A 16528-nucleotide genomic window follows, 5' to 3' on the forward strand; every position below is an offset into this window, starting at 1 on the left:
AAAATCCGTCCGCCGTGTCGAACCGGCGCGTGCCCGTTCGACGTGTGAGTAAGAGAAGGAACGGAGAATCCGATGTCGCATTCACTGGGCCCGCTGGCGAACAACCTCGCCGCCTACGCCATCTACTCGACCGCGCAGACCGAGATGCGTCACGCCTGCAAGCTGATCGACGCGGGCGACTACCTCGGCGCCGCCGCCGAGATCGATTCCGCCGCACGCGCCGCCGAAGTGCTCGCCCGCGCCACCTCCGATCTGGACGCCGAGCGCTCGGAACGCTGGCTCAGAGTCGTCGCCGCCCGGAAGCGATTCGCGGAACAGGCCCGGGCGCGGGCCTCGGACACCGCTCTGGCCCGCGCCGCTTAACGGAAAGCGCGTCGATAGGTGCCGGGGCTGACGCCCGTCGTGCGCTTGAACCGGTCGCGGAACGCTGTGGGCGAACCGAAACCGACTTCGGTGCCGATCCGTTCGACGGCGTACTGAGTGGTCTCCAGCAGATGCTGCGCCTGCCGGACTCTCGCCCGGTGCAGCCACTGCAGTGGTGTCGTCCCGGTCTGCTCGCGGAAGTGGCGGATCAGCGTGCGCGTGCTCATCCCGGCGCGTGCGGCGATGTCGGCCAAGGTGAGTTCGCGCGCGAGATTCTCCTGCATCCAGAGGAGGGTGGGTTCCAAGGCCGCGCCGCGGGGAGCGGGCGGATGCCGCAACGCGATGAACTGCGCCTGGCCGCCCTCACGTTCCAGCGCCATGACCGAAAGGCGGGCCGCGTCGGCGGCGATCGCGGAGCCGTGGTCCCGCCGGATCAGGTGCAGGCACAGATCCAGGCCGGCGGCGGCGCCCGCGGACGTCAGGATCTGCCCGTTGTCGACATAGAGTACGTCCGGGTCGACCTCGATTCCGGGGTACGCTGCGGCCAGCGCTTCGGCGGCGACCCAGTGCGTGGTGGCGCGGAGGCCGTCGAGCAGGCCCGCGGCGGCGAGAACGAAGGTGCCGGAACAGATCGAGGCCATCCGCGTGCCTCTCGCGGCGGCCGACGTGAGCGCGTCGCGGACGGTTTCCGGCAACGGTCCGGTCGGATCCGCGGTGCCGGGGACGATGATCGTGCCGGCCTCGCGCAGCGCCTCGAGCCCCCACGGCGCGCGCAGGGTGAAGTGCCCGGCGTCGACGTCCGGGTGTTCGGCGCAGACGAGCAGCCGGTAACCGGCGCTGCCGTCGGCGAGCCGGGTCCGGGTGAAGACCTCGATCGGCGTCGAGAGGTCGAACGGGATCACCTTGTCCAGGGCGAGGACCGCGACGGTGTGCATGACCGCACCGTATCCACCCGATGGCGAGATCCCGTTGGAAGGCGTCGTTCACGCCACTGGGAGCGGACCCCGGCCGGTTCTAGCGTCGAGCCATGATGATCATCGCGCCGATTCTCGTCGGCCTCGTCTACGTCGTGCTGATGTCGCTGATCCACGAACCGCACCGCCGCCGCTTCAACGCGGTCATGGTGGCGGGGGCGGGCGCCGCCTATCTGAGCGGTGGCGGCCTCGGGATCTGGGAGTTCGCGTTCACCGCGCTCGTGACCTATGTGGCTTACCTCGGCCTCGAATCCTGGACGTTCATCGGTATCGCCTGGCTGCTGCACACCGGCTGGGACGTCGTCCACCACCTCAAGGGTGCCCCGATCATCCCGTTCGCCGAGCATTCGTCGTTCGGCTGCGCGATCTGCGACCCGGTGATCGCGATCTGGTGTTTCGCCGGCGGACGATCGGTGACGGATTTCGTCCGCGCCCGTGTCGGTTCCCGGCGTCCGCGTTCGTCGGTGGGGTGAACCGACCGGACGAAGGGATGTGGAGATGACCGTGATCGTGGCGGGCAAGGTGTACGTCGATCCGGAGGAGAGGTACCGGTACGTGGCCGGGCACCAGGTGATCGTCGAGAAGGCGCGGGCCCACCCCGGGTGTCTCGACGTGGTGATCGCGGCGGACACGCTCGAGCCGGGCCGGGTGAACATCTTCGAGTACTGGGAGTCGGAGGAGGTGCTGAACGCCTGGCGCGCGATCTCGCCGAGGCCGACGTACTCCGCCGAGATCCGGGACGGAGAGGTCTTCAAGCACCGGGTTTCCTGTTCTGGGCCGCCGTTCGACTGAGCGTTTCCGCTTCCTTGGCCCAACCCCACGCGGTGAAGATCAGGGCCAGGAGACCGATCAGCGCCACGTAAAGGGCGGCCGCCGGCGACACCAGCTGCCGGAGTGCCGCCGCGACGGCGAGGGTTCCGGCGAAGACGGACCAGCCGGCGCCGGCGAACGCGACGCTCGCGGCGAGTGTGCGAGTTGTTTCGCCGACGGAAACAGGAACGGCGCGGTAGGCGTGCGCGCCAGCGAGGAACGGGGGGGGGGATACACCACGCGAATATTGCGACGCCTATCGCGATGCCGGCGGGAGCGGTGACCTCCCAGCCGCCCCTTGTATTGGGCTGGAGCTGGAAGGACGAGAGGTAGATCTCGCCGATGTCCAAGAAACCCGGCGAGGTGAACGCGAGCGCGGTACCGGCAAGACCGACGATGACGATCAGGGCCCAAACCGTGGGCACCGCCTTGACCTGCCACGGCGTCGCCCGGCGATCGCGTTCGCCGTGCTCGGCCGATCCGGCGTCCGGGACATCGGTGGCGGACGCCGGATCGCGCGCGGATCTCAAGGCGTTCTGGATCGCCGAGAACGTCAGTGCGGCCGCCAAGAGGCCGAGCCCCGTCCAGATGACCGGTTTCCATCCGGCGCTGATCTCACCGACGGTGCCGGTCGCCAGGTTTCCCACCACGCCGGCCGCGATCGAGGTCAGGGCGGCCACTCCCGCGGCCGCCGCTGTCGCCCCTGGTGAGAGTCGCCGCATGTGGCCCCCTTTTTTCACTGCGTCGACCAGGGCCAGGTTAGCGGGGCGCTTGGTCGTTGGGCCGTTTGATGCGAACATATGTTCTATGACGACCGAGGGGCCCATCCTGCATGCCGACCTGGACTCGTTCTACGCGTCGGTCGAGCAGCGTGACGACCCCAAACTGCGCGGGCGGCCGGTCATCGTCGGCGGCGGTGTGGTGCTGGCGGCCAGTTACGAGGCCAAGGCGTTCGGCGTCCGCACGGCGATGGGCGGCGGCCAGGCGCGGCGGTTGTGCCCGGACGCGATCGTGGTTCCGCCCCGGATGCACGCGTATTCGGCGGCGAGCAAGGCGGTCTTCGAGGTCTTCGGCAACACGACGCCACTCGTGGAAGGCATCTCGATCGACGAGGCCTTCCTCGACGTCGGCGGGCTGCTGAAGATCGCGGGCACACCGAGCCGGATCGCGGCGAAGCTGCGCAAGGACGTCCTGGAGCAGGTCGGCCTGCCGATCACCGTGGGCGTGGCCAGGACGAAGTTCCTCGCGAAGGTGGCCAGTGGCGTCGCGAAACCCGACGGCCTCCTCGTCGTGCCGCACGACAAGGAGCTGGAGTTCCTGCACCCGCTCCCGGTCGAGCGGTTGTGGGGTGTCGGCAAGGTGACGGCGCGGAAGCTGCGCGAGCGCGGCGTGACGACGGTCGGGCAGATGGAGGGGTTCGGGGAGAAGGAACTCGTCCGGATGCTCGGCCGCGGCGTCGGCGCCCATCTGCACGCCCTGTCCCACAACGACGACCCTCGCCGCGTGCAGACGGGCCGTCGCCGCCGGTCGATCGGGGCGCAGCACGCGCTCGGGAGCAGGCCGCGGTCACCCGCCGAACTCGACGCGATGCTGCTGACCCTTGCCGATCGCCTCGCCCGCCGTCTGCGGGCGGCGCACCGGGTGTGCCGCACCGTCGTGCTGCGGATGCGGTTCGCCGACTTCACGAAGGCGACGCGTTCGCACACCCTCATGGAGGCGACGGAACAGACCGGCGCGATCGTCGCGGCGGCCCGTGACCTGCTCGCGGCGGCGAGACCGCTGATCGACGAACGCGGGCTCACGCTGATCGGGCTCGCGCTCACGAATCTGTCGAAGGACGACGCGATCCAGCTGGCCTTGCCGTTCGGGGCGAAGCCGAGGGACGCGCTCGATTCGACGCTCGACACCGTCCGGGACCGGTTCGGGTCGAAATCCATCACGCGTGCGGTGCATCTCGGGCAGGCTGAGCGGCCGTGGGTGCCGCTGCTGCCGGACTGACCCCGTCGCTAGGGTGTCCCGGTGGCGGAAGTCGAGATCTACACCGATGGCGCGTGCAGCGGGAATCCCGGTCCCGGCGGCTGGGGCGCGGTGCTGCGGTACGGCACCGTCGAGAAGGAGATCTACGGTGGGGATCCCGGGCCGACCACGAACAACCGGATGGAACTGACCGCGCCCATCGAGGCGCTGGAAAGCCTGAAGCGCCGGGTCACGGTGGACATCTACACCGACAGCACCTACGTGCGGAACGGCATCACCAGCTGGGTGCGGAACTGGAAGAACAACGGCTGGATGACCTCGGCCAAGACACCGGTCAAGAACGCCGACCTGTGGCGCCGTCTCGACGAAGCCGCCTCACGGCACGACGTCGCATGGCATTGGGTCAAGGGCCACGCCGGGCATCCGGAGAACGAGCGGGCGGACCGGCTCGCCGTCAAAGGCGTGGAAGAGGTCGTCGGACGACCGGTGATCCAGCCCGGCGAGCGGCCCGCCCGGAATCGTTAGCAGCTGACGTTCACCTTCGCGCTCTTGGCGAAGGAGACGTGGACGTGGTCCATGTGGTTGGCGGTCGCGCCGCCGCGGTCCTCCATGGTGTCCCAGCCGCTGCCGTCGTTGTAGCGCTGACGCCAGATGACGTAGGTGACACCGAAGTCCTTCTGGTTGGCCAGGAGGTACTCGGCGATGGCGTTGCCGGTGGCGGTGTCCACCATGAAGTCCAGCGCGAGGCCGGAGGGGTGGTCGCTGGCGTTCGCCCGGCCGGCGACACCGCCGACGTTCTTGACGCCGAACTTCGCCTTGACGTGGTTACCGACCTGGGCCACGTGCGGTTTGGTGCCGGCGAGGTCGGTGGAACACGCCGTCGCGGCGGGCACGGTCTTCTTGACCGGGGCGGGGGCCTTGGTCGACGTCGTCGGCTTCGGGGGAGCCGAGGAGGTCGCGGGGGAGGGGGCCGTTGAGGGGGTAGGGCTTGTGCTGGAGGGCGGGGTGCTGCTGGTCGACGGCGGGGGCGTCACGCTGGAGGCCGGGGGAGCCTTCACCGCGAGTGCGGCACTGGCCGCTTCGACGTCGGGGGAACCTGCGGTGGTCAGCCACATCGACGCCGGGAGCGCCGTGGCGACCGCTGCCGCGATACCCGCGGGGAGCTTCCACTGCGGAGCCTTGTTCTTGCGATGTCTGCCGGCCATTTCTCTGATCACTCACCACTTCGGGGACGGGAACTCGCGTCGGGGGCCGCGAGCTCCGGGCAACATTACGAAAAGGACACGGCAATGTCACGCCCGAGTGTGTTCGCCCACAGTTACCTTGATCGTTGAACCAAAAGGGGCTCATGTCCGTACAGACACAAGAAGTGCTTTTATGTGAGCACTGTGAGTGACGAATTCAGTCCGCTTTGCAGGATTGGAAGTACATCTTGTCGTCCGGTGAGGACACGTTCACGCCCGGGATGACCGGAGCCCGTCCGGTGTCCGCCGAGGCCGCGATCGTCGTGCAGACCAGCTGGTTGATGGCCTGGTTGGACAATTTGCGGACGGAGAACGGCAGCACGATGGACGTCGGGTTGCCCGAATACACCTCGACCCGCCCGATCTCCGGCGGGACGAACGTGGTGAGCCCCTGTGCGGCTTCCCGCTCCGTCGGCCCCTTCAACAGCAGCGTGATCGCGCCTTCGGGGGAGATGAAGCCTTCGGTTGGCCGGGTCACCGGGATGACACGGCCGTCGGAGACGAAGTACAGCGTCAGACCGGCGCGAACGTAGGTCCCCGTGGTCGCGCGGATCGACGGGCCGGGCCCGGCCGGGACGACGCCGGTCGGCTGGACGCCGCAGGCCGCCACCAGCGTCGCGGCCGCGAGAGCGGGCAATACCCTGGTCCTTCTCATCGCGTCCCTCCTTCGGTGCGGTGCGGCAGGCGCAGGATGAACCGGGCGCCGTGCCCGGTGTCGGTGGCGGTGATGTCGCCACCGTGCAGGCGAGCGTTCTCCAGTGCGATCGCCAAGCCGAGCCCGCTGCCCTCGGAGCGGGCACGGGCGGTGTCGGCCTTGGTGAACCGGTCGAACACATGCGGCAGGACCTCGGGATCGATACCGGGCCCGTGATCCTCGACCGCCAGGGTGACGCCGTCGTCACCGGCGCGCAGACGGACTTCGACCGGGGCCGCGCCGTGCCGGAACGCGTTGCCGACGAGATTGGCCACGATCAGGTCGAGCCGCCGCCGGTCGACGCGGGCGAGGACGCCTTCCGGCAGGTCCGTGACCAGGTCTTCGCCCTCGCGCCAGCCGCGGGCGTCGAGACTGTCCCGGATCGCCGTCGCGAGATCCCATTCGTCGAGCACGAGTTCGGCGCGGCCCGCGTCGAACCGGGAGATCTCGACCAGGTCCTGGACCAGCCGGGTCAGCCTCCGGGTCTCGCCCGAGACCAGCCGTGCCGCGACGGCGGTGTCGGGCGGCAGGGTGTCCGCGTCCTCGTCGAGGACGTCGGTGACCGCGTTCATCGCCGCGAGTGGCGTGCGGAGCTCGTGCGAGACGTCGGCGACGAACCGGCGGGCGTCGGCCTCCATGGCTCTCACCTCGCCGACCGTGCGTTCCAATTCGGCGGCGGTGTTGTTGAAGGTCGTGACCAGTTCGGCCAGCTCGTCGGACCCCTTGGCGGGCAGCCGGACGTCGAGCCTGCCCTCACCGAGCTGGGCGGCGGCGGTGTTGAGCGCGCGTACCGGTCTCAGCACCTGTCTCGCCGCGAGCAGGGCGAGCGCCGCGGCCAGCGGAAGGACGAGCGCGGCCATCTGCCAGGCCGATTTCGCGAGTTCGTCGATGGCCTGTTGCTGCTGGACGAGCGAGGTGAGCGAGTACACCTCGATGCCGCTGGCCCCCAGCGACCCGTCGGGCTGCCGCGTCAGCACCGGCAGGCCGACCTGGAGTTCGGGGCCGGTGTCGCGGTCCAGCCGCTGGAACTGGATCCGGATGTCGCCCGCGACCGTCCGCCGCAGTTCGGTCGAGAACCGGGTCAGGTCGGGGCCGTTGACCGACCGCAGGGTCCCGTGGACCGCGACGGCGTTCAACCGCAGGCTGCCCGCGAAGTCGTTGAGCTCGTCCTGGGTCGGTGGCGTGGACAGCGGGCGGTCGTAGGCGCCGACCCGGTCCTTCAGCTGATCCATCGCCGCGTCCTGGACGGACTTGAGGATCGCGTTCCTCGCCGACACGTAACTGGCCCCCGCCGCGGCCGCCGCCCCGATGATCGTCATCGCGGCGAAGGCCAGGATGAGCCGGGGCCGCAGCCCGGAGAGCAGCCTCATGAACGGCCGAACCGGTACCCGAAGCCGCGGACGGTCTGGACGTGTTCGGGCTTCGCGGGGACGTCTTCGATCTTCGCGCGCAGCCGCTGGATACAGGCGTCGACCAGCCGGGAGTCGCCGAGGTAGTCGTGGTCCCAGACGGCGGAGAGGATCTGCTGGCGGCTGTAGACCTGTCCTGGCGTGCGCGACAGCTCCAGCAGCAGTTTCAGCTCGGTCGGGGTGAGCGAGACCGGCTCGCCGTTCTTCGTGACCACCAGGCCCGCCCGGTCGATGACCAGGCCGCCGTGCCGCTCCCCGGCGGCGTCGTCGTTCGCGGGCTTCTCGCTCACCGCGCGCCGCAGCACCGCCCGGATCCGGGCGTCGAGCACGCGGGGTTCGATCGGCTTGGTCACGTAGTCGTCGGCGCCTGCCTCCAGCCCGGCCACGATGTCGAAGTCGTCGCTGCGGGCGGTGAGCATGATGATCGGCACCTCGCCCGCCGAGCGGATGCGGCGGCAGGTCTCGAAGCCGTCGATGCCGGGCAGCATCAGGTCCAGCACGACGATGTCGGGCTGGAACACCCGCAGTTTCTCCAGCCCGAGCTCACCGCTCTCGGCGGTGTGGACGGTGTGCGCCTGCCGGCGCAGCGCGAGTTCCAGCCCCTCCCGCACGGACGCGTCGTCTTCGATCAAAAGGACACTTGCCACGCCGCCATTATTCGGATGTCGCCGCGCGTGTGCGACTCGGCTCGATCTTGTAGCAGAACCATGACATTGTCCGGACCTCATGGCTAAACGCCGTGGGGACAGTGAGACGCATGGCCCTACTCATCCACGAAGCGAAGCCGACCCCCGCCCGCCGTCCGCTGCCGGGACGGCACGCCGAGACCAGGCGGACCCTCTCCAGGGCCGTGTTCCAGCTCGCCACCGGACTGGGACTGGCCGTCGCGTTCCTCGTCACCTATGTGCTCTTCGTGTACACGTCGGCCGGGCAGCTCGCGGAGAACGGTGTCGTCCGCAGCGCCCAGTCCGGCCAGTGGTCCACAATGGACTGGGCGGGGCCGCTGCGTGACCAGGACATGGTGCTCGTGATCGGCGCCGCCGGGATCGGGCTGGTCGTCCTGGCGCTGCTCCGGCGCAAACCCGGCCTCCTGGTCCCCGCGCTGAGCGTCCTCGTGCTCCCGCTCGTCGCCGCGCAGTTGCTCAAGCTCTACATCCTCGTCCGCCCCGAACTGCCCGACGGCGGCCGCGGGCCGGGGCACAACAGCTTCCCCAGCGGGCACGTCAGCGCCGCCATGGCCATTCTGATGGCGCTCGCTTTCGTTCTGCCGCAACGATTCCGCCCGGCGATCATCGGGATCGGCGGCGTCGCCGTCGCCTGGGTCGCGTCGTCGACCATCGCGCTGGGCTGGCATCGGCTCAGCGACACGGCGGGTGCCTGCCTGCTGGCTGCGTCGTTCGCCTGCCTGCTCGCCGCCTGGCTGACCACCCGGCGCCGGGACCTGCGCCGCACCCCCGCTTTCCTGGTCGCGCTGGCCGCGGTGCTGCCCACCGTGATCGTCCTGATCGGCTTCGCGGTGCTGAGCACGGCGACCGCCGGAGCCGCCCAGTTCGTCGCCGCGCTGGTGCTGGCCGCTTGCGCGGCGGTGGGTGTCGTGCTGGTCGCGCTGTGGCCGTTGCGCGGCTCCGCGTTCGAGCGGAGGACCGGCGTGGAGACCCGCGTGGTCGGTGATCTGCTCGAGACCCGCCTCGTGACCCGCCGCTGACGCTCGCCGAACGCATTCAGAGGACTAAACGCGTGTCAGTCGTCCGGGGCGAAGGCGGGACGGCGGACGGTGCCACGACCACGCGGTTCCGCCCGCTCCGTTTCGCTTGGTACATGGCCGCGTCGGCCGCGCGGAAGAGCTCGCCATAGTCCGTCGAGTGTTCGGGCGAGAGCCCGACGCCGATCGACACGGTGCAGCCGTGGATCGGCCCCACCGCGCGGGGCTCGTTGGTGGCGTGCCCGCTGGCGAGTTCGGTCAGGCCGGTGATGGCGGTCTTCGCGACGGCCGCCCGGATCCGCTCGGCGATCCGCATCGCCTCTTCGCGGGTGGTGTCCGGCAGCAGTACCGAGAACTCCTCGCCGCCCCAGCGCCCGACGATGTCGGTGGAGCGGGTGTTCTGCCGCAGCACGGCACTGACGCACCCGAGCACGATGTCGCCGCCGGAATGCCCGTACTTGTCGTTCCACTGCTTGAAATGGTCGAGGTCCAGCATCAGGAACGCCGTCGGCCGCCGTCCGGTCTGGTCTTCGAGCAGCCGCAGGGCCGCGGGGGCGTGGAAGGAGTCCTCGGTCAGCAGTCCGGTCTTCCGGTCACGCTGGCTGCGCGCGATCGTGTCCGCCAGCACCTGCGAGAGCCGGGTCGACCGCAGCGCGACCCCGATCATCACGAGCGGCACCAGCGCGATGTTGACCGCGCCGAGGATCGTGGTGCACGCGGCGAGTTGCAGCGCGTAGACGAAGTCCGCGTTGTCGGCCCAGCTGCCGATCAGCTTCTGCCGCCGCCAGCCGCCCCACGCGAGGCCGCGCGCGATGCTGATCAGGAGCGTCTGCGACGCGAAGTACCAGAGCGCGGCACCCACCAGCGCGACGGCGGCGACCGCGATGTCACCCGGTCGCTGGGGGAGCGTGCCCGATTCGAGCCAGGTGTGCAGTGCCGTCAGTTCGGTGATCGTGTGCACGCCGAGAATGGAGGCGGCGTGCGCGGCGGTGGTGAAGAGGAACGTCGTCATCGCCTTGTGCGCGATGGAGTAGCGCTGCACGCGCACCATCAGCAGCAGCGCGAGTGACAACGCGGGCGGCAGCAGGACGGCCCCGCCGCCCAGCCAGACGGCGGTCTGGTCGATGTGTTCGCCGCGCCGGTCGTCGGCTCGGCGCTGCTCCTCGGGATGCTGCGTCTGGACGACATACCAGACCGCGCAACACGCGATCACGCCGAAGCGGACGAGATCGGTGGTCGTGGTGGAGGCCTTGAAACCGCTGTACAGCGCCCAGGCCGCGACCGCGATCTCGGTGCCGAGCATCCAGAAGACCGCCGCGGGCGGCAGCCGCCACAGTTCCCACCCCGCCGGATGCCGCAGGGTGTTCCAGGCACGGCCACGCAGCCGCCAGACGCGGGCGGCGGCGAGGCCGACGGTGTCGGCGAAACTCCGGAGCGAACCGCGCGGCCGCACCGAAACCGCGTCAGGGTCGTGCTTGCCGAACTCGCTGACGAGGGTCACCTCCCACCGCTACGCACCGCACCCGCTTCGATCTTGCTGGGTCACCACAAGGGGGTGACAGGGGGACCGCGTTGACGATCGCGTGAGACAGGCCGATACCCGCGTTCGCCGGACGCTCTTCCGCCACGAGCTGGCATCGTGGCTCGTATGCCTGATGCCGCATACGACGCCGCCGCGGTTCCCATGCTGTTCGGCCCGGAATTCGACAGGGATCCCTCACCCGCCTACGAATGGCTCCGGGCGAACGCCCCCGCGTTCCGGCTTCCGCTTCCCTGCGACACCTGGGCCTGGCTGCTGACCCGGCACGCGGACGTCGTTTCCGCGATGGCCGACCCGCGTTTGTCCAAATGCCCGTCCGTCGCGGCGGACCACTGGCGCAAGGCCAATCTCGGGCTGCCCGCCGATCACCGGCCGACGCTCATCGGGCATATGAACAACTTCGAGGGCGAAGAACACGCACGTCTGCGCAAGGCCTGTGCCGGTGCCTTCGGCCCGCGGCGGCTGCGGCACATGCGCGACCGCACGCATCGGCTCGCGAACGAACTGCTCGACCCGATACTGGACAGGCGCGAAGGCGACCTCGTCGAGGATTTCGCCTATCCACTGGGAATTCGGTCGATCTGCGAGCTGATCGGTATCCCGGACAGCCTGCTGGACGAGGTCCGCCCGCCCGCGCTGGTGGTCGCCGCCGGCGACGTCACGGACATGGCGTCGATGCTCAAGGCGACCGATGACCTGGACGCGTTGCTCGCCGACGTCGTCGCCCGCAAACGCGCCGAACCGGGTGCGGACCTGATCAGCGACCTCCTCGCACAGGAGGCCGCCGGGAAACTGACCACCGAAGAGGTCGCCGCGACGGCGTTCCTCTCCCTGATCGCCGGGCACGAGACGACGATCAGCCTCATCGTGTCCACCGCGCTGACCCTCATCACGCATCCGGAGGAGGCGGCCCGCGCCCGCGCCGACGGCGCGCACCTGACGCTCGTCATCGAGGAGGTCCTGCGCCGCGACACCCCGCTGCAGAACACGAGCTGGCGATTCGTCACCGAACCGATGGAACTCGCCGGGCAGCGGATGGAGGCGGGCGATCCGATCCTGTTGTCGTTGCTGGCGGCCAATCGCGATCCGGAGGTGCACCCCGAACCGCTCGCCTTCCGGCCGGGCGAGCGGCCGGTGCGGCACGTGGCCTTCGGTGTCGGCCCGCATATCTGCATCGGCGCCGCGCTCGCGCGGATGCAGGCGTCCGCGGCGCTGGAGACGTTGTTCGGCCGCGCGCCGTCGATGACGTTGACCGTGCCGGAGGACCGGCTTGTGTGGTGGCCGAGCGCGATCACCCGGGGCCTGCACAACCTGCCGGTGCGGCTTTCGTGAGGGTCGTGAGTGGTGAGGAGCGCTTCGTGGCGTGGTGCTGGACGAGTACGGGAGCAGGCCGCACCTGGAGTGTCCACAAAGGATACTTTGGGCGACGAAATGACCGGTTGATGTCTGTTCGTACAGTTCAGGGCGGAGGTCGTGAGTGGCAAAGAGGGTTAGAACGATCATTGCCACTCACGACCCCGCGCAAAGCGCCCATAAGGGACGCTGCGACCTGAACCGGTGTCCCTTGTGGACGGTCAAGCGCGCCAGGTTCATCGACGAGCCCGTCACGGCGCGTCGCTTACTCGCGCCGGGTGCGGCGCGCCCGGATCAGCCGCGACCGGCCAGCGTCCCTAGACCGCGCCTTCGAGACGGCCCCGCAGCACGCTCGCCTTCCGGTCGTCGAGATCCATGACGAGCTGGAGCGCGTCGCGCCAGCCCGCCATGGCCTCGTCGGCCTGTCCCCGCGCGGCCAGCGCGCAGCCGCGTTCGTCGAGCGCGTCGGCCTGCCCCCAGACGTCGCCGCAGTTCCGGTAGGCGGTCAGCGCCTGCTCGCAGTACTCGAGCGCCTGCTCGAGATCGCCGAACCGGCGGCAGGTCCTGGCCAGCGGCACCAAGGCGAACCCCATGCCGTGCTGGTCGGCGTCCTTCGCGTAGGCCTCGAAGGCGCGCAGTCCGTGGTCGAGAGCCTGGTCTCGTTCGCCGAGGTCGCGGTACGCGCGGCCGAGGTGGACCCGCGCGGTCGCTTCGCCGATCCGGTAGCCGATCCGGGCGTTCACCTCCACGCTCTGCCCGGCGAGCCGAACGGCTTCGACGTAGTCCTCCCGCTCGTGCGCGATGTTGCCGAGCCCGACCAGCGCCCAGCCGAGGCTCGGGTTCTCGCCGATCTCTTCCGAGAGCTCGACGGCCCGGCCGAACAGGTCGCGCGCGCGGTCGAGGTCGCCGCGCCGCCGGTGCGCCTCGGCGAGGTTGATCGCCGACCACGCCAGCCCGCCGAGGTCGCCGCCCGCCTCCGCGGACTCGATCGCCACCTCGTGGCTGGAGATCCACGTCTGCCACGGCCTGCCGAGCAGGTGGTAGTCGAACAGTTCCACCGGCAGCCGCCAGCCGACCTCGTACAGCCCGTGGTCCAGCGCCAGCCGGGCGACACCGGTGATACTCGGCATCTCCGACGCGCACCAGATATAGGCATCGTCGAACGTGGCGAACCGGAGCGGCTCGACGCCTTCGGGCGCGGGGCCCAGGTCGATGTGGTGGTCGCGCGCCGGGGTCAGCGTCCAGCTCGCCGCGTTGGCGGCGTAGAGGTACCAGTGGGTCAGCCGGGAGACCGCCGCCTGCCGCTCCTCCCGCCATCGCGCGGCGGCGGCCTCTCCGGCGGCGTAGACGCGGAGCAGGTCATGGAACCGGTAGTACCGCGCGCCGACCTGCTGGACGAGATGCGCTTGCACGAGCTTGTCGAGCAGCTGTCGCGCGTCGTGTTCCGGCAGACCGGCGAGCGCGGCCGCCGCGCCCGCGGGGAACCGCGGCCCGGGATGGAGGCCGAGCAGCCGGAACATCCGGGCGGTGTCGGCCTCCAGCGCGCGGTACGACCAGCTGAACGCGGCCCGGACCCCGACGGCGTCGTCGTCGACCGCGAGCAGTTCCAGCCTTCGTCCCTCGGCGACGAGTTCACGGGCGAGGTCGCCGACGCTCTGATGGGGATGCGTGGCGACCCGTTCGGCGGCGATGTTCACCGCGAGCGGCAGCGCCGCGCACAGCCGGACGAGCCTGCCGACGCCTTCGGGATCGCCTGCCGCGCGTTCGTCGCCGATGAGATCGGCCATGAGCCGCGCCGCTTCGAGATCTTGCAGCGGCTCCAAGGAAACCTGGACCGCGCCGGTGCCGACGACCAGCCCGGACAACCGTCGCCTGCTGGTGATCAGCACGGTGGTGTCCGGGGTGCCCGGCAGCACCGGCCGCACCTGGTGCGAGTCGAGGGCGTTGTCCAGCACGACGAGCGTGCGCTGGCCGCGCAACAGGCCCCGCAGGAGCGCGAGCCGCATGTGTTCCTCGGCGGGGACACGGTCGGGGCGGACACCGACGCAGCGCAGAAGATCGTCGAGGATGTCCGCGGGTTGCGCCGGAGAACCTGCCGCATAGCCGCGAAGATCCGACCAGAGGACACAGTCGAACTCCTCTTGCCGCCGGTTCGCCCAATTCAGCACGAGCGCGGTCTTCCCGACCCCCGGCGGACCGGCCACGAAGACCACTTTGGCCGCTTCGGTGAACACTTTTTCGTCCAGCAGCGCCAAGTGTTCCGCACGGCCGACGAAATGATGCGGCGGCGGGGGAAGATGCACATAGGGTTCCGCGCGGGCGGCTTCGGCGAGCACGATCAGGGTGCCGCCCGCGCAAAGCGCGCGATCGCAGGCTTCGGCGAATTCCGCGCTCGGCGGGGTGAGCCCGCGTTCGACCCGGCTGATGAGGCTTTTGTCGACATAGGCGAGTTTCTGGAGTTCCCGCAAGGCCAGTCCGCGCGCCTGCCGTCGTTGCCGCAATGCGCGCCCGAAGGTCAGCGCGGCCGTCGAAACCGGGCGTGCTCTACCGGTCTCCCCCGATCTGGCCGAGCCGGAATTCTCGGTCACCAGAAGCACCTTTCTTCCCGCTGCGCGGCAGATGGTGCCACAACCTTCCCATTACCCGGGTCACAACACGGCCACCGGGTATGCGCAGGTGCGAAGACAGCCCGCAAACTGTGCGAGAACGCGCCCGTTCCCCACCGGTGCGCCGGCCGAAAGGGAGGTGGATCATGCGCGACCGCGAAATGTGAGCAGGCCCTGTTCCGCCTTGCGAGCTACCGGGCGAGTGCTGATCTCCTCGGAAGCCGGCCGTGGCCGCCTTTCCCGGCGGCCACGGCCGGGACTTCGGAGCATGTAGGACCGCTTAACGTCGGTGTAGATCTTTTCACTTGTCCTGACGAGTCGTCCGAGGCAGCTTGGAGACGTATCGAGCGGTCCGGCGAAAGGAACGAAGTGAGCATCGGCGCGCCGGGAACCCTGATCCGGATGGGAGTTCTCGCCCTGTTGTGGGGATCGGGATTCCTGTGGATCAAGCTCGCCCTGACCGGGTTGCCACCCGTTCAGGTGACCGTCATCCGCTGCGCGCTCGGCGCGGCCGTCCTTCTCGTGCTGAGCCGCTGGGCCGGGCAACGTCTCCCGCGCGGACGGCGGATCTGGGGCAGGCTCCTCGTCGCCGCCTTCTTCTGCAACGCCTTGCCGTTCGTGTTGTTCAGCATCGGCGAACTGACCGTCGACTCCGGTGTCGCCGGGGTGATGAACGCGACGACCCCGCTGTGGTCGCTGCTGATCGGCATCGGGATCGGCACGGAACGCCGGATCACCGTGATCCGCGTCGGCGGCCTGATCCTCGGTTTCGCCGGCATCCTGCTGATCTTCGCGCCCTGGCAGAAGAGCGGCCTGCTGGGCTGGGGGACACTGGCCCTGCTCGGCGCCGGTATCAGCTACGCGATCGCTTTCGCTTATATGGGAAGGAAACTCGTCGGCGAGGGCGGTCCGATCGCGATCTCCGCCGCGCAACTGCTGACCGCTACCGGGCTGAGCGCGCTCGCGTTGCCGTTCGACGCCGCACCGTCGGGACCGCTGAACGTGACCGCGGTGGTCGCCGTCGTCGTCCTCGGGATCTTCGGCACCGGCGTCACCTTCTACCTCAACTACCGGCTCATCGCCGACGAAGGCGCGACCTCCGCGGCGACCGTCGGCTACCTGCTGCCGGTCGTCTCGGTCGCGCTGGGCGCGCTCGTGCTCGGCGAGGAACTCGGCCCGCGGGTGCTCGCCGGGATGGTCGTGGTGCTGCTCGGAGTCGCCCTGACCCGCTACGTGAGGTCTTCGGCGAGCAAGTCCATCAGCAGTCCGTCGTGCCAGCCTTCGCCGTCGGTGTCGCGTTCGTAGCCGCGCATCACCCCGACCTCGCGGAAGCCCACGGCCTTGTAGCAGCGGATGGCGGCTTCGTTGTCCACGGCGGGGTCGATCACGAGCCGATGGTGCCCACGATCGTGCAGGAGATACCGCGCCATCGTGCGGACGGTGTCCGTGCCCAGCCCGCGGCCGTGGGCCGCCGGGTCGAGGAAGAGGTCGACCGACGCGTGCCGGTACATCGGGTCCTCCTCTTCGCCGTACTGGACGAAGCCCCGGACGACGCCCCCTTCCAGGACCGTGAAGCAGGCCGTCGTGGGGTCGTCGAACGGCCAGGTGGGGGAGCCGTCGACCGAACCCCAGCGCGCCCCGACCTCGGCCGTGCCGCGGATCCGCCGCAAGTCCGGGACATGGGCCTCGGTGACCGGGGTCAGGGTCACGAAGTCCCCGCGCAACTCGGTGGTCAGTTCCCGCTCCGTCCACTCGTCCGAATGGCGCCAGTCTAGGGAGAAACCGGCTGGGGCGCCGCCGGAACCGCAAGAACGCGGGGGCTTTCGCCGCCGGAATCGGGTATCAACGAAAGGGAC

Annotated in this window: 16 protein-coding genes; 8 read left to right on the forward strand and 8 right to left on the reverse strand. The window is 69.7% G+C overall.

What is annotated here, in order from left to right:
* The first annotated feature begins 72 nt into the window (after positions 1–72).
* Positions 73–363, forward strand: a complete 291-nt coding sequence (locus AC069I_RS16110) for a hypothetical protein (protein WP_478230041.1) — start codon at positions 73–75, stop codon at positions 361–363.
* Here the strand turns inward: AC069I_RS16110 and AC069I_RS16115 are convergent.
* Positions 360–1298 carry a GlxA family transcriptional regulator gene (locus tag AC069I_RS16115; protein WP_478265727.1) on the reverse strand — a complete coding sequence of 313 codons (939 nt, stop codon included), beginning with the start codon at positions 1296–1298 and terminating at the stop codon, positions 360–362. The two genes, AC069I_RS16110 and AC069I_RS16115, sit on opposite strands and share 4 nt — an antisense overlap.
* Positions 1299–1390: 92 nt before the next feature.
* Between AC069I_RS16115 and AC069I_RS16120 the strand changes: the two genes are divergently transcribed.
* The 4 genes from AC069I_RS16120 to rnhA all read left to right on the forward strand — a co-directional run bounded on the left by AC069I_RS16120 (position 1391) and on the right by rnhA (position 4649).
* On the forward strand, positions 1391–1810 hold the full coding sequence (locus tag AC069I_RS16120; protein ID WP_478230043.1) for a DUF6010 family protein: 420 nt from the start codon (positions 1391–1393) through the stop codon (positions 1808–1810).
* A gap of 25 nt (positions 1811–1835) precedes the next feature.
* Positions 1836–2129 carry a putative quinol monooxygenase gene (locus AC069I_RS16125; protein ID WP_478265728.1) on the forward strand — a complete coding sequence of 98 codons (294 nt, stop codon included), beginning with the start codon at positions 1836–1838 and terminating at the stop codon, positions 2127–2129.
* Positions 2130–2954: 825 nt separating this feature from the next.
* Positions 2955–4145 carry a DNA polymerase IV gene (gene dinB, locus AC069I_RS16130; RefSeq protein WP_257487584.1) on the forward strand — a complete coding sequence of 397 codons (1191 nt, stop codon included), beginning with the start codon at positions 2955–2957 and terminating at the stop codon, positions 4143–4145.
* A gap of 21 nt (positions 4146–4166) precedes the next feature.
* On the forward strand, positions 4167–4649 hold the full coding sequence (gene rnhA / locus AC069I_RS16135) for a ribonuclease HI (RefSeq protein ID WP_478230047.1): 483 nt from the start codon (positions 4167–4169) through the stop codon (positions 4647–4649).
* Here rnhA and AC069I_RS16140 read toward each other — a convergent pair.
* The 4 genes from AC069I_RS16140 to AC069I_RS16155 all read right to left on the reverse strand — a co-directional run bounded on the left by AC069I_RS16140 (position 4646) and on the right by AC069I_RS16155 (position 8118).
* Positions 4646–5329, reverse strand: a complete 684-nt coding sequence (locus AC069I_RS16140; RefSeq protein ID WP_478230048.1) for a VldE C-terminal domain-containing protein — start codon at positions 5327–5329, stop codon at positions 4646–4648. The two genes, rnhA and AC069I_RS16140, sit on opposite strands and share 4 nt — an antisense overlap.
* Positions 5330–5525: 196 nt before the next feature.
* Positions 5526–6023, reverse strand: a complete 498-nt coding sequence (locus tag AC069I_RS16145) for a hypothetical protein (RefSeq protein ID WP_478230049.1) — start codon at positions 6021–6023, stop codon at positions 5526–5528.
* Positions 6020–7432: an ATP-binding protein gene (locus tag AC069I_RS16150; RefSeq protein WP_478230050.1), complete on the reverse strand. Its 1413-nt coding sequence runs from the start codon at positions 7430–7432 to the stop codon at positions 6020–6022. Before AC069I_RS16150 ends, AC069I_RS16145 begins: the two co-directional genes overlap by 4 nt.
* Positions 7429–8118 (reverse strand): response regulator, encoded by a 690-nt coding sequence (locus tag AC069I_RS16155; RefSeq protein ID WP_478230051.1) that lies wholly within the window; start codon positions 8116–8118, stop codon positions 7429–7431. Before AC069I_RS16155 ends, AC069I_RS16150 begins: the two co-directional genes overlap by 4 nt.
* A gap of 110 nt (positions 8119–8228) precedes the next feature.
* On the opposite strand from AC069I_RS16155, the gene AC069I_RS16160 reads away from it, so the two are divergent.
* Complete coding sequence (locus tag AC069I_RS16160; protein WP_478230052.1) at positions 8229–9176, forward strand: phosphatase PAP2 family protein; 948 nt, start codon at positions 8229–8231, stop codon at positions 9174–9176.
* A 16-nt stretch (positions 9177–9192) separates the two neighbouring features.
* Here AC069I_RS16160 and AC069I_RS16165 read toward each other — a convergent pair whose 3' ends face one another.
* Positions 9193–10674, reverse strand: coding sequence for a GGDEF domain-containing protein (locus AC069I_RS16165; protein ID WP_478230053.1), 1482 nt, complete (start codon positions 10672–10674; stop codon positions 9193–9195).
* 147 nt (positions 10675–10821) lie between these two features.
* On the opposite strand from AC069I_RS16165, the gene AC069I_RS16170 reads away from it, so the two are divergent.
* Positions 10822–12045 (forward strand): cytochrome P450, encoded by a 1224-nt coding sequence (locus tag AC069I_RS16170; protein ID WP_478265729.1) that lies wholly within the window; start codon positions 10822–10824, stop codon positions 12043–12045.
* A gap of 338 nt (positions 12046–12383) precedes the next feature.
* On the opposite strand, the gene AC069I_RS16175 is transcribed toward AC069I_RS16170, so the two are convergent.
* Complete coding sequence (locus AC069I_RS16175) at positions 12384–14654, reverse strand: tetratricopeptide repeat protein (protein WP_478230055.1); 2271 nt, start codon at positions 14652–14654, stop codon at positions 12384–12386.
* 387 nt (positions 14655–15041) lie between these two features.
* Here AC069I_RS16175 and AC069I_RS16180 point away from each other — a divergent pair, with 387 nt between their 5' ends.
* The gene (locus AC069I_RS16180) at positions 15042–15977 is read left to right on the forward strand and encodes a DMT family transporter (protein WP_478265730.1); all 936 of its coding nucleotides are present in this window, start codon (positions 15042–15044) and stop codon (positions 15975–15977) included.
* On the opposite strand, the gene AC069I_RS16185 is transcribed toward AC069I_RS16180, so the two are convergent.
* Positions 15902–16408 (reverse strand): GNAT family N-acetyltransferase, encoded by a 507-nt coding sequence (locus AC069I_RS16185; RefSeq protein WP_478230110.1) that lies wholly within the window; start codon positions 16406–16408, stop codon positions 15902–15904. The genes AC069I_RS16180 and AC069I_RS16185 overlap by 76 nt on opposite strands.
* Between the last annotated feature and the right edge of the window lie 120 nt (positions 16409–16528).

Source organism: Amycolatopsis sp. NPDC043885 (assembly GCF_056435685.1).

Excerpts from the sequence above, each read along its gene's own strand:
- AC069I_RS16110 (WP_478230041.1), top strand. The coding sequence starts at position 73 with ATGTCGCATTCACTGGGCCCGCTGGCGAACAACCTCGCCGCCTACGCC.
- AC069I_RS16115 (WP_478265727.1), bottom strand. The coding sequence starts at position 1,298 with ATGCACACCGTCGCGGTCCTCGCCCTGGACAAGGTGATCCCGTTCGAC.
- AC069I_RS16120 (WP_478230043.1), top strand. The coding sequence starts at position 1,391 with ATGATGATCATCGCGCCGATTCTCGTCGGCCTCGTCTACGTCGTGCTG.
- AC069I_RS16125 (WP_478265728.1), top strand. The coding sequence starts at position 1,836 with ATGACCGTGATCGTGGCGGGCAAGGTGTACGTCGATCCGGAGGAGAGG.
- dinB (WP_257487584.1), top strand. The coding sequence starts at position 2,955 with ATGACGACCGAGGGGCCCATCCTGCATGCCGACCTGGACTCGTTCTAC.
- AC069I_RS16140 (WP_478230048.1), bottom strand. The coding sequence starts at position 5,329 with ATGGCCGGCAGACATCGCAAGAACAAGGCTCCGCAGTGGAAGCTCCCC.
- AC069I_RS16145 (WP_478230049.1), bottom strand. The coding sequence starts at position 6,023 with ATGAGAAGGACCAGGGTATTGCCCGCTCTCGCGGCCGCGACGCTGGTG.
- AC069I_RS16150 (WP_478230050.1), bottom strand. The coding sequence starts at position 7,432 with ATGAGGCTGCTCTCCGGGCTGCGGCCCCGGCTCATCCTGGCCTTCGCC.
- AC069I_RS16160 (WP_478230052.1), top strand. The coding sequence starts at position 8,229 with ATGGCCCTACTCATCCACGAAGCGAAGCCGACCCCCGCCCGCCGTCCG.
- AC069I_RS16170 (WP_478265729.1), top strand. The coding sequence starts at position 10,822 with ATGCCTGATGCCGCATACGACGCCGCCGCGGTTCCCATGCTGTTCGGC.